The organism is Nocardiopsis sp. FIRDI 009 (assembly GCF_003386285.1).
Classification (GTDB): domain Bacteria; phylum Actinomycetota; class Actinomycetes; order Streptosporangiales; family Streptosporangiaceae; genus Nocardiopsis.
The window spans coordinates 143,922-156,502 of sequence record NZ_QPNC01000009.1; the positions used below are offsets into that span (position 1 = coordinate 143,922).

General features: G+C 73.0%; 9 protein-coding genes and 1 pseudogene. 7 read left to right on the plus strand and 3 right to left on the minus strand.

Translation table 11 applies throughout. From position 1 onward, the window contains the following. Window positions 1–438: 438 nt before the first annotated feature. A complete protein-coding gene (locus DVR05_RS07360; protein WP_116245061.1) occupies window positions 439–1,314 on the plus strand; it encodes a hypothetical protein in 876 nt (291 codons plus the stop codon). A gap of 244 nt (window positions 1,315–1,558) precedes the next feature. Here DVR05_RS07360 and DVR05_RS07365 read toward each other — a convergent pair whose 3' ends face one another. The 3 genes from DVR05_RS07365 to DVR05_RS07375 are packed head-to-tail and all read right to left on the minus strand — an operon-like array spanning window position 1,559 to window position 5,046. After that, window positions 1,559–2,890: a dihydrolipoamide acetyltransferase family protein gene (locus tag DVR05_RS07365; protein ID WP_116245062.1), complete on the minus strand. Its 1,332-nt coding sequence runs from the start codon at window positions 2,888–2,890 to the stop codon at window positions 1,559–1,561. Beyond that, window positions 2,887–3,933 carry an alpha-ketoacid dehydrogenase subunit beta gene (locus DVR05_RS07370; protein WP_116245063.1) on the minus strand — a complete coding sequence of 349 codons (1,047 nt, stop codon included), beginning with the start codon at window positions 3,931–3,933 and terminating at the stop codon, window positions 2,887–2,889. The genes DVR05_RS07365 and DVR05_RS07370 overlap by 4 nt, the downstream gene beginning before the upstream one ends. Beyond that, a complete protein-coding gene (locus DVR05_RS07375) occupies window positions 3,934–5,046 on the minus strand; it encodes a thiamine pyrophosphate-dependent enzyme (RefSeq protein ID WP_116245064.1) in 1,113 nt (370 codons plus the stop codon). It abuts the gene before it with no gap. A gap of 134 nt (window positions 5,047–5,180) precedes the next feature. Between DVR05_RS07375 and DVR05_RS07380 the strand changes: the two genes are divergently transcribed. The 6 genes and pseudogenes from DVR05_RS07380 (at window position 5,181) to DVR05_RS07405 (ending at window position 12,552) form a co-directional block, all read left to right on the plus strand. After that, window positions 5,181–5,618, plus strand: coding sequence for an Lrp/AsnC family transcriptional regulator (locus DVR05_RS07380; RefSeq protein ID WP_017599643.1), 438 nt, complete (start codon window positions 5,181–5,183; stop codon window positions 5,616–5,618). A gap of 73 nt (window positions 5,619–5,691) precedes the next feature. Beyond that, window positions 5,692–6,483, plus strand: coding sequence for a PhzF family phenazine biosynthesis protein (locus DVR05_RS07385; protein WP_116245065.1), 792 nt, complete (start codon window positions 5,692–5,694; stop codon window positions 6,481–6,483). Window positions 6,484–6,598: 115 nt separating this feature from the next. Beyond that, window positions 6,599–7,390 (plus strand): annotated as a pseudogene (locus tag DVR05_RS07390) (PhzF family phenazine biosynthesis protein); the annotation flags it as partial. A gap of 909 nt (window positions 7,391–8,299) precedes the next feature. Then, window positions 8,300–10,057, plus strand: a complete 1,758-nt coding sequence (locus tag DVR05_RS07395) for an ABC-ATPase domain-containing protein (RefSeq protein ID WP_116245066.1) — start codon at window positions 8,300–8,302, stop codon at window positions 10,055–10,057. A 423-nt stretch (window positions 10,058–10,480) separates the two neighbouring features. After that, entirely contained in the window at window positions 10,481–11,407 is a 927-nt protein-coding gene (locus DVR05_RS07400; protein ID WP_116245067.1) for a proteasome assembly chaperone family protein, read from the plus strand. Beyond that, window positions 11,404–12,552: a quinone-dependent dihydroorotate dehydrogenase gene (locus tag DVR05_RS07405; RefSeq protein ID WP_116245068.1), complete on the plus strand. Its 1,149-nt coding sequence runs from the start codon at window positions 11,404–11,406 to the stop codon at window positions 12,550–12,552. The genes DVR05_RS07400 and DVR05_RS07405 overlap by 4 nt, the downstream gene beginning before the upstream one ends. Window positions 12,553–12,581 lie beyond the last annotated feature (29 nt).

The following is a 12,581-nucleotide window of genomic DNA, read 5'->3' on the forward strand; positions in this document are numbered from 1 at the left end:
TCAAGAAGTGCGAAAGCGCCTGTGAAACAGGCGTTCCGGCGCCTCTCGGCCGCTTTTTACCCTGTTTCGCGTTGTTTGCCTCCGACTACGACGCGTCATTTTACCCGCGATCCTTCGGTACTTTACCGAAGCGTGGGTTAGTGTCGCTCGTGATCGGTTCGTGATGAACATCGACGAGCCGATGCCGAGCCCTTGTACGGCTGAGCGCCGCAAGGGAATCGAGACCCTCTTCCGGGAACCGGGCAGCACGAAACCACGTGTCGGCCCTCCGGAGCGCCGAGCCCATCGGCGCCCCTGTTCCCGCCCGCCTTCGCCGTCGGCGACGCGGGAGTCCCACGCCATGACGCCCTGACACGGGTGTGCCCCGAGTGCGCCCGTGTGCCGGGGGCGTCATGCCCACGGTCTTCTCGGCCCTGTCGCCTACCTGGCTATTTCTTCATGAGCAACGAGACTCCGATTCAGCACGGCCACGTCACCGCCACCTACTTCTGGGACGACGGTTCCGGAATCAACGGGGACACGGGTGCCCCCGCCTCCGGTGAGCCCATGCAGAAGGGCCTGTTCTCCAGCCCGAGTTGGCCTCTGGGAACCGAGGGTTACATCGTCTACGAGGGTGAGGAATACGAGTTCTTCATCGGCGACCGCGGTCCGGGCGTCCCCTCCTACGACTGCGACGTACTGCTCGACATCGACGGCAAGACCTTCGCCGAGATGACCGGTGAGACCTTCAACGAGACCACCCTGACCGTCAGCGGCGGCAACGGCCACGCCGAGGTCGAGTACTACATCACCGAGTGGGGCGACGGCCACGGCACCCCGGGTGCCCCCCACCCCTTCCAGCAGCCCGACAACCCGTGTGAGGACGCGGTCTCCCCGCTGCCCGAGCCGGCCAAGGCCGAGGAGGAGCCGGAGTCCGAGCCCGCCAAGGCCGAGGAGGAGGCGAAGAAGGAGGAGCCCGCCAAGGACTCCGCCGACGCCGCCGAGTCCACGTCGGACGAGGAGCACGAGGACCAGTCCGAGCAGGCCGCCGCGGCCGGCGGGCAGGACGGCGACGACTCCGGCGTGACCGCGCAGACCGCGGCCAACGACCTGTCCGCCATGGAGCTGACCGGTGCCGACGGCGCCCTGGGCGCCACGGGCCTGCTCACCCTGGCCCTGATCCCGGCCGTCCTCATCGCCCTGTTCTTCGCCTGGACCCGCCGTCCGTCCGGCGCCCACGCGGGTGCGGCCGACGGCGAGGGCAGGGGCCTGCTGGCCATGAGTTCCGGCCGCCACGCCCTGGCCTCCCTGGTCGACCGACTGCGCCGCAAGTAGTCGGAGGACCTCCCGGCGACGAGGGTCGCGAAGGGGCCGCGGTCGACCGCGGCCCCTTCGCCGTGCCCGGCTCGGGCCGCGCTGCGCTTCGGCCCGTACTCGGGCGCCCCTGCGGCCGGGGACGCCTCCTCCTCGGCGGCGCCTGTCGCCCGTTCCTCGCTCGCGGCCCGCCTCCTCGTGCAGCCCCTGGCGGCGCCCGAACCCGTGCCCGCCGTGGCCCCGGGGGAGGCCGGCCCAGGGAAACCTAGACGTCCCCGATGAGCAGCCCCGGCCGTTCCACGCAGTCGGCGACGAAGCGCAGGAACCCGCCCGCGACGCCTCCGTCGCACACCCGGTGGTCGAAGGTGAGGGTGAGCTCGGTGACCGGCCTGGGCACCACGGCGTCGCCGACCACCCACGGGCGACGGACGATCCGGCCCAGCCCGAGGATCGCCGCCTCCGGGTGGTTGATGATGGCGGCCGACCCGTCCACCCCGAACACGCCGTAGTTGTTGACGGTGAACGTCCCACCGCGCAGCGCCTCGGGGCCCAACCCGCCCGACCGGGCCGCCTCAGCGGTCTCACCCAGGCGGGCCGACAGGCCCCGGGTGGTCAGGCGGTCGGCGTCCCGCACGACCGGAACCACCAGCCCACGCGGCGTCTGCGCGGCGAACCCCAGGTGCACGGGGTCGAAGCGCACCACCTCGTCGCGGGCGGTGTCGAAGTGGGCGTTCAGTTCGGGGAACCGCGCCAGGCCCAGGAGCGCGAACCGCGCCACCAGAGCCAGGACGCTCACCGGCCGGTCCGGCTCCGCCTCGTTCAGCTCCCGGCGCAGCTCCACCAGCCCGGTCGCGTCGGCGTCCACCCACACCGTCGCCTCGGGGATCTCCCGCCGTGACCGCTCCAACCCCCGGGCCATCGACCGGTGGGCGCCGCGCAGCGGCTCCCGGCGCGTGCCCGGCGGGTCCGTCCGCCGCTCACGGCTGTCCGGGCCGTCGGCCCCGGCGCCCGCACCAGCGCCGGAGATCAGGGCCGCCACGTCCCTGCGCAGCACCAGCCCGCCCTCCCCGGTGCCGCGGACCGCCGACACGTCGATCCCGTGTTCCCGGGCCAGACGCCGCACCAGCGGCGACACCACCCTCGTACGCCCGGTTCCCGGCGCGTACGGGGGAGTGGGCGGGCCGCCGGTCCCCGTTGACCCTGGCGACCCGCCCGTCCCACGGGCGCGCCGACGCGTGGTCGGCGCACCCCTTCCCGTGCCGTAGCCCACCAGGACGGCGCCCGAACCCGCGGATTCCCCGGCGGCCCCGTTGCCGCCGACGGGGTCGGAGCCCTCCCGCGCGTTCGGCACGGTGGTCTGTGCGACGGTGATGAGGGGCGCGCCGACCGCGACCACCTCACCCACCGCGCCATGCAGTTCGGTCACCGTGCCCGCGTACGGGCACGGCACCTCGACCGCGGCCTTGGCGGTCTCCACCTCGACCACGGGCTGGTCGACGGCGACCTCGTCGCCCACCGCCACCAGCCAGGTCAGGATCTCGGCCTCGGTCAGTCCCTCACCGAGGTCGGGCAGCGCGAACGACCGCGTCCCGCTCATCCGCCCACCCCCGGCCCTTCGGCGTCCGCCACCCACTCGGACTCCCACTGGAGGCGGTCCACGGCCGCCAGGATCCGGTCGACCCCGGGCAGGTGGAGGTGTTCCATCTTGGGCGGGGGGTAGGGCACGTCCAGGCCGCCGACCCGCAGCACCGGCGCCTCCAGGTAGTGGAAGCAGCGCTCGCCGACCCGCGCGGCGACCTCCGCCCCGTAACCGCCGAACACCGACGCCTCGTGGACCACGACCGCGCGGCCGGTGCGGCGCACCGACGCCGTCACCACCGAGTCGTCCCACGGACTGAGCTGGCGCAGGTCCACCACCTCCAGGGAACGGCCCTCCTCCGCGGCGACCGCGGCCGCCTCCAGGGCGGTCTCCACCATGGGGCCGTAGACGACGAGGGTCGCGTCATCGCCCGCCCGCCGTACCACGGACCGCTCCATCGGCTCGGTGCGCACCGGGAGTTCGACGGCCTCCTTGGACCAGTAGCGGCGCTTGGGCTCCAGGAAGACCACGGGGTCGTCGCACGCGATGGCCTCACGCAGCATCGAGTAGGCGTCGGCGGGGGTGCCCGGCGTCACCACCCGCAGTCCGGGTGTGTGCGTGTAGTACGCCTCCGAGGAGTCGCTGTGGTGCTCGACCCCGCCGATCCCGCCGCCGTAGGGCACGCGGACGACGACGGGCAGGGCCACGGCTCCCCGAGTCCGGTTGCGCATCTTGGCCAGGTGGGAGACGACCTGCTCGAAGGCCGGGTAGGCGAAGGCGTCGAACTGCATCTCCACGACCGGGCGCAGACCGTACATCGCCATGCCGATGGCGGTGCCGATGATGCCGGACTCGGCCAGGGGTGAGTCGAAGACGCGCTCGGCGCCGAACTCGCGGCTGAGTCCGTCGGTGACCCGGAAGACCCCGCCGAGCGCGCCGACGTCCTCGCCGTAGACGACGACGTCGGGGTCCTCGGCGGCGGCGTCGCGCAGCGCCCGGTTGAGGGCGGCGCCCATCGAGACCTCGGCGGGGGCTGGGGGAGTGGGGGGTGTACGCGTCATTCAGGTCTCCCGTAGCCCGTCCACCAGTTCCTGTCTCTCCTCGCGGAGTAGCGGTGGGACCTCGGCGTAGACGTCGCCGAACAGGGACGCGGGGTCGAGTTCGTCCTCGCCGGCCAACCGGTCGCGCACCGCCGCGGCCACCTTCTCCGCCTCGGCGTCGAAGGCGGCCAGCGCCCGTTCGGTCTCCTCCTCGTCGCCGAGCACGCCCTCCCGGCGGATGAGCGCCGCCATCCGGGTGAGGGGATCGCGTGCGGTCCAGTACGCCACCTCCGCCTCGTCCCGGTAGCGCTGGGGGGCGTCGGAGTTGGTGTGCGGGTCCACGCGGTAGGTGAGGGCCTCGACGATCGCCGGTCCGCCCCCGGCCCGCGCCTCCGCCAGGGCGTGGGAGACCACGGCGTACACGGCCGCGGCGTCGTTGCCGTCGACGTGGTAGCCGCGCATCCCGTAGCCGACGGCCTTGTGAGCGAGGGTGGGGGCGGCGGTCTGCGCGTGCAGGGGCACGCTGATCGCCCAGTGGTTGTTCTGCACGAGGAACACCACGGGGGTGTTCCACACGGCGGCGAAGTTGTAGGCCTCGTGGGCGTCGCCCTCGCTGGTGGCGCCGTCGCCCATGATCGCGAGCGCCGCCACGTCCCGCCCCTTGCGCCGGGCCGCGTAGGTGAGGCCGACGGCGTGGGAGGCGTTGGTGGCCAGCGGCGTGCACTGGGGAGCGCAGCGGTAGCGGTGCGGGTCGTACCCGGAGTGCCAGTCGCCGCGGAAGAGGGTCAGCGTCTCCACGGGGTCGACGCCGTGCGTGACCAGGGCGACGCTGTCGCGGTAGGTGGGGAAGAGCCAGTCCTGGTCGCCCAGGGCCAGCACGCCGCCGACCTGTGCCGCCTCCTGCCCCGTCGACGACGGGTAGACGGCGAGGCGGCCCTGGCGGGCGAGCGTGCTGGCCTGCTGGTTGAAGCGGCGGCCGATGACCATCGCCCGGTGGAGGTCGGCGAGCCTGGTGTGGTCGGGAGCGGTGAAGGAGGAGTGACTCACACGGTGGCCGTGCCGGTCCACGAGGCGCACCGGCTCCGTCGAGGGGAGTGGAGGAACCGGACGGTTTCGCGCATCGGTGTGCTTCATGTCTTGAATATGAGGTGAATCACCCCATACTGTCGATATCCCCGCGTCGATGTTAGACGAATTGTCTCCCATCTCCCCAAAGCGGAACGGATCATCTCAGACGGTGCACGCCCGAGCGGTATGAGGTAAGACACATGGCAGCCCGGTTGGACGACACCGACAGGCGGATCATCGCGCTGCTGCGCGCCGACGGACGCATGTCGATCCGCGCGGTCGCGGAGCAGGCGCACATCTCCCGCGCCAACGCCTACTCCCGTCTCGAACGCCTCCGCGAGGAGGGGGTCATCCGCGGGTTCACCGCCGTCATCGACCCGGAGAAGTACGGCACCGGGCTGTCGGCGTACGTGTCGGTCCGCATCGAACAGCACTCCTGGGACCGCTTCCGCGGCTACCTGCGCGACATCCCGGAGGTGGACCACGCCGCGCTGGTCTCCGGTGACGTCGACCTCCTGCTGCTGGTGCGGGTCGCCGACGCCGCCGCCCTGCGCACGTTCGTGCTGGAACGCCTCCAGCGGCTCCCCGAGGTGAAGAGCACGCAGACGATGTTCATCCTCGACGAACCGCACCTGTGAGGGGTCCGATCAGGGTCCATTCACCCCGGAACTGGCTCTTCAGGGTCGGAGGTGGACCTCCGAGAATGGACCCATGCCTGAATACCGCATCGTCGACGCCTTCACCGACCGTCCCCTGGCGGGCAACCCCGCCGCCGTCCTTCTCTTGGACGAGCCCTACGCCGACGCGTGGGCCCAGGGGGTGGCCGCCGAGTTCAACCTCGCCGAGACCGCCTTCGCCCGCCGTGTCGACGGCCCCGAGGCCGACTACGAGCTGAGGTGGTTCACACCCACCGTCGAGATCGACCTGTGCGGGCACGCCACCCTGGCCACCGCGCACACCCTGACCGAGCTCGGCGTCCCGGGCCCCTACCGGTTCACCACCCGCAGCGGGATCCTCACCGTCACCGCCGACGGGGACCGCATGTGGCTGGACTTCCCGGCCAACCGGGCCGAGAAGCGCGAGGTCCCCGACGGCCTCGTCGAGGCGCTCGGCGCCCCCGCGGTGTGGACGGGCGAGGTGGGGGAGTTCCTCCTGGTCGAGCTGGCGGACGAGGCCGCCGTCCGGAACCTGGACCCCGACATCGCCGGGCTCGCCGAACAGCCGCACAACATCGTCATCGTGACCGCACGGGGATCCGCGACCGACATGGTCTCCCGCGTGTTCGGTCCCCGCATCGGGATCCCGGAGGACCCGGTGACCGGAGCGGCCCACACGGTGCTGGCGCCGTTCTGGGCCGAGCGGCTGGGCCGCGTTGAGCTGACCGCCCACCAGGCGTCGGCGCGCGGCGGCGACCTGGAGCTGCGCCTCCCGGCCGACGCCCCCGGCCGCGTGCTCATCGGCGGCACCGCGGTCTCGGTCGCCACCGGGACGCTCAACCTCTGACGGGACGCGGGGGCGTTCGGGCCCCCGCCGACGCCGACCACCGCCGCGGCGGACCGCGCGCGTCCGCTCCCCCTGCGGCGCCCATCCGCCGCGGCCGTACATCTACTCTGGCGTCATGCCTGAATTCCACGTGGTCGACGCCTTCACCGACCGTCCCCTGGCGGGCAACCCCGCCGCCGTCCTCGTCCTGGACGAGCCCTACGCCGACGCCTGGGCCCAGGGGGTGGCCGCCGAGTTCAACCTCTCGGAGACGGCCTTCGCCCGCCGTGTCGACGGCCCCGAGGCCGACTACGAGCTGCGCTGGTTCACCCCGAAGGTGGAGGTCGACCTGTGCGGGCACGCCACCCTGGCCGCCGCGCACACCCTGGCCGGACTGGGGGTTCCCGGCCCCTACCGGTTCACCACCCGCAGCGGGATCCTCACCGTCACCGCCGACGGGGACCGCATGTGGCTGGACTTCCCCGCCCGGCCCGCGGAACGGATCGACGCACCCGACGGCCTGGCCGCCGCGCTCGGCGCCGAGCCCCGGTGGGTCGGCCGCGGCGGGACGAACGACCTCCTCGTCGAACTCGCCGACGAGGCCGCCGTCCGCGCCCTCGCCCCGAACCAGGCGGCACTGGCCCGGATCGACGCGCGCGGGGTCATCGCCACCGCACGCGGGACCCACCACGACATCGTCTCCCGTTTCTTCGCCCCGGGCGTCGGGGTCCCGGAGGACCCGGTGACCGGAAGCGCCCACACGGTGCTGGCGCCGTTCTGGGCCGAGCGGCTGGGCCGCGTCGAGCTGACCGCCCACCAGGCGTCGGCGCGCGGCGGCGACCTGGAGCTGCGCCTCCCGGCCGACGAGCCCGGACGGGTCCGGATCGGCGGGGCGGCGGTCACCGTGGCCCACGGCACCCTGCACCTCCAGGGCGCCGGAGACGGGGAGAGGACGACGGGGCGGGACGGAGCGGCCGAGCGGTGGACGACCAAGGAGGAGATCGTCCGGGCCCGTGAGGAACTGGAGGCCGCCCACACCGGGTGGCGGCGGCCCGCCGCCTACGGGATCGGCCTCGAGAGGGACGGCGGCACGGTGTTCGGCCTGACCAACGTCGGCGGTAACTACCTGCCCGCCGTCATCCTCGGCCGCACGCTGGGCCACGTGTCCGGAACGGCCACCCACCGGATGACCGTCGGGCAGCTGGACGCCGCGATCGCCGGTCTGGCCCCGGCCGAGGCGTGCCCGGACTTCCAGCACCCGAACCTGCACCACTGGCGGGACCTGCGCGCCGAGGTGGCGGAGAAGGGCGGACGGCTCGTCGCGGTGTTCGTCGGTGACCTGGCCGACGCGCCCGTCGACGAGTACGACGCCGCCTTCCGCGCCGCTCTCGACTGACCGCGGCCGCGCGTCCGCACCACGTGTCCTGCCAGGTCGATCGCGCCGGAGACCGCCGCGACCGTCGAACGGGAACATGAATCCGCCGGAATCAAGGTTTCCCCCGCACGGGACACCGACTTCCGGTAGAAATGAACCCAGGCACCTCCCCACCCCTCCCGGGGAGGTGCGGACGCCCCAGCCGACCCGGAACACCCCCTTGGTATCGGGTGGGCTGGGGCCACCCCGAAGGGATCGGCCCCGGCACCGCCACCGGGGCCGATCTCCTTCAGTTCGCGGACCGGGCGAGACCGGGCGTTCTGCGGCCGTACGCCCGGGCGCGTTCTCCTCGGCGACGCCCCGCCGACGTGGTCGCCCGAGGTTGTCCACAGGGCTTCTCCGGCGGTACGCGATTCGTCCTACCCTGGCTGGAGCAGTGCCACGAACACGGGGGAGAACACGATGGCGGGACGGTACGGCAACGGCGGCCAGGGGCGCCGGCACGGCGGCGGGGGAGGACGTGGCGGGGGCCGCAGGCCCGAGCCCGAACCGATCCGCGGCGTGCGCGACGACGCCCGGCTCTCGTCCGAGCTGCTGCGCATGGACGGCGACTCCTACGGCCGCTACAAGTCCCTCAAGGGCGACTGGGACTTCGGCGACTTCACCCTCACCGTGCAGCACGCCCAGTCCGACCCGTTCGCGCCGCCCTCGCGGGTGCGCGTGCTCGTCCACGACGCGGGCATCCCCAAGAGCGCCTGGGCCGACCCCGTCCGGCGCCGCGCCACGGCCGACTACCTCGGCCGCCGCGCACGACGACTGCTCAGAGGATCGCTGCTCAAGATCGACACCGGGGGCCAGGAGGTCATCGAACGCTCCTCCTGCCAGGTCACCGAGGGCGGCGGTATCGACCTGCGCATCGGCATCGACCTGCCCGGCCGCGGCCGCCGCATCGACGGCCGCACCGCCGAGCGCGAGCTGTGCGCCACCCTGCCCGACCTCGTCGACGACCTCGACTGGGAGGAGATCGACACCGCCGAGGCCGAGGCCTTCGCCGACAGCGTCGCCGACACCGTCGCCCTGCGCGCCCAGCTGGAGGAGCGGGGACTGGTGGCCTTCGTCGCCGACGGCGCGATCCTGCCCCGGCGCAGCGGCGTCAGCGACGAACCCATGACGGGCGGTGCCGTCCCCTTCGAGTCACCGGAGCCCCTGCGGGTGAGCGTCGACCTCCCGCACCGCGGCACCGTCACCGGCATGGGCGTGCCCGAGGGCATCACCCTCATCGTCGGCGGCGGCTTCCACGGCAAGTCGACCCTCCTGCACGCCCTGGAGCGCGGTGTGTACGACCACATCCCCGGCGACGGGCGCGAACTGGTCGTGAGCAGGGGCGACGCCGTCAAGATCCGCGCCGAGGAGGGTCGCCGGGTCGAACGCACCGACGTCAGTCCCTTCGTGCGCGGTCTGCCCACCGGCGCCGACACCGGCGACTTCCGCACGGAGAACGCCTCCGGTTCCACCTCCCAGGCGGCCAACATCTGCGAGGCCGTCGAGGCCGGGTCGCGCACCCTGCTCGTGGACGAGGACTCCACCGCCACCAACCTGATGATCCGTGACGAGCGCATGCAGGCCCTCGTGCACGGTGACCGAGAACCCCTCGTCCCGTTCATCGACATCGTCCGCCCCCTGCACCGCGAGCACCGCGTCTCGACCGTCCTCGTCATGGGCGGCAGCGGCGACTACTTCGACGTCGCCGACCAGGTCATCATGCTCGACGCCTACCACCCCCACGACGTCACCGAACGGGCCCGGGCCCTGGCCCGTGAGCGCGCCGACGCCGACTTCACCCCGCCCCGCCACCGGATCGTCGACCCCGCCTCGGTGAACCCCACCACCGCGCGCGGCCGGAGCAAGATCAAGCGCCGGGACATGGACGTGCTGGTCTTCGGTGACCACGACATCGACGTGCGCTCCGTCGAGCAGTTCGTCGACCCCGGACAGATCACCGGCGCCGGACTCGCCCTGCGCGAACTCGTGCGCGGCGGTCACCTGGACGGCGCCCGCACCCTCGCCGAGGCCCTGGACTCCCTGGAACGGGCCCTGGCCAGGGACGGCGTCACCCGTCTCGGCGGGGACTTCGGCGGTGACTACGCCCTGCCGCGCCGGTACGAGATCGCCGCGGTGCTCAACCGCCTGCGCGCCCTGCGCGTCGCGGAACTGCGCTGACCGGGGAGGGACTTCTGGAGCGATCGCTCCAGGGGGTCTGTCCGGGTGCCGCCGGGTTCGCCGAGTGGACACCGCGCCTGCTCCGGAGGCGTCGGTTGAGGGTGGTGGAGGGCGACGGAGTGGGGGGTGCCGCGCCGGAGGCGTCCGTTGAGGGTGGCGGGCGGGCCGGAGTGAGGCGGAGGACCAGAACGAACCGGAGCGCACCGGCCCCACGGCTCGGTATGACCACCGTCACCCCGCTGGGAGGGGGTCCTGGCGGCCCGCTTCCACGGGTGGCGGGTCGGTATTGTGGAAAAGCGGGACGGACCCACCCACGCGGTGCGCGGGTGGGTCCCCCGTGGGCCGCGCGGCACCGCGGCGGCCGAGGCTGCGGCCGCGGGCGTCGCCCCCTGCGATCCCGACCAGTTTGGAGACGAGAACCCGGTGCGTGAACCCGCTGATCTGTACGAACTCCATCCCGGCTTCGACGACGTCGCCGGTCTGGCGATGCTCGTCTGTCTGGACGGCTTCGTCGACGCCGGTCACGCCGGGCGCCAACTGGCCTCGGCGCTCTTCGACCGGTTCACCGCGGAGGAGATCGCGACCTTCGACACCGACCGGCTCGTGGACTACCGTTCCCGCCGCCCGACGATGACCTTCGTCGAGAACTCCTGGACCGACTACGCCGCTCCCAAGTTGGCCCTCTACCGGATGCACGACGAGGAGGGCGCCCCCTTCCTGGTCCTGCACGGCCCCGAGCCCGACCGCGAGTGGGAGCTGTTCGCCTCGGCGGTCGCCACCCTCATCGATCACTTCCGCGTCACCCTGTCCGTCAGCGTCAACGGCATCCCCATGGCCGTCCCGCACACCCGGCCGGTCACGGTCACCCCGCACTCCACCCGCCCCGAGCTGGTCGCGGGCCACACCCCGTGGATCGGCCGGGTCGAGGTCCCCGGCAGCGCCGTGGCGCTGCTGGAGTACCGCCTGGGCCAGGTGGGCCACGACTTCGTCGGCTACGCCATCCACGTCCCCAGCTACCTCGCCCAGTCCGAGTACCCCCGTGCGGCCATCGCCGCCGTGAAGCACGTCTCCGGGGCGACCGGGCTGGCCCTGCCCACGAGCGGGCTGGAGGACGTGGCCGGGGCCACCGACGTCGACATCGCCGAACAGGTGGCGGCCTCCGAGGAGGTCCAGCGTGTCGTGGCCAACCTGGAACGGCAGTACGACGACATCATGTCCTCACAGGTCGACAGCGAGGAGCGGCCGACGCTCCCGCTCGCCGACGACGAGGGCGGACTGCCCACCGCCGACGAACTCGGCGCGGAACTCGAACGCTTCCTCGCAGAGCGCGAGGGCGACGGAAACGGATGACCGTGTTCTACCAAGTGCTCTTCAGCTCGGTCCTGCGTCACATGGACGCGGAGAGGGCCCACCAGCTGAGCTTCGCCGCGCTGCGCGGCGTGGCCGCCGTCCCCGGCGTCGCCGCGGCCGTGGGCCGGGTCCTGGGTCCGCGCGAGCCCGAACTGACCGTGCACGCCCTGGGCCGTGAGTTCCCCGGTCCGCTGGGCATGGCCGCCGGGTTCGACAAGAACGCCGAGAGCCCGCACGGACTGGCCGCGCTCGGTTTCGGGTTCGTCGAGATCGGCACGGTCACCGCCCAGCCCCAGCCCGGCAACCCCAAGCCGCGTCTGTTCCGCCTGGTCGAGGACCGCGCCATCGTCAACCGGATGGGCTTCAACAACGAGGGCTCGGCCCTGGTCGCCGAGCGCCTGCACCACCAGCGGTCCGCCGGCCGTCCGGTCCTGGGCGTCAACATCGGCAAGACCAAGGTGACGCCCGAGGAGGACGCCCCGGCCGACTACGCGACCAGCGCCCGCCGCCTGGCCCCGTACGCCGACTACATGGTGGTCAACGTCAGCTCGCCGAACACCCCCGGGCTGCGCAACCTCCAGGGCGTCGAACAGCTGCGTCCGCTCCTGGCGGCCGTGCGCGAGGCCCTGGCCGAGGCCGGCCGCCCGGAGCTGCCGTTGCTGGTGAAGATCGCGCCCGACCTGGCCGACGAGGACGTCGACGCGGTCGCCGACCTCGCCCTGGCCGAGGGCCTGGACGGCATCATCGCCACCAACACCACCGTCTCCCGCGAGGGGTTGGCCGCCTCCGACGAGGAGGTCGAGGCGGCCGGTGCCGGCGGCCTCTCCGGTGCTCCGCTCAAGGACCGCTCGCTGGAGGTGCTGCGCCGTCTGCGGTCCCGGGTGGGCGACCGCGTCACGCTGGTCGCCGTCGGCGGCATCGAGACCGCCGAGGACGCCTGGGCGCGCATCCGCGCCGGCGCCACCCTGGTCCAGGGCTACACCGGCCTGATCTACGGTGGTCCGCTGTGGCCGCGCCGCGTCCACCGCGGGCTGGCCCGCCTGGTGCGCGAGGCCGGGTACGCCTCGGTCGGTGACGCGGTCGGCTCCGACGCGCCCCCACCGGATCTGACCCTGGTGGGCGACGACGTCGAAGCCGCCTCCTGAACCCACCGGTTCGGGAGGGCCCGACCCAC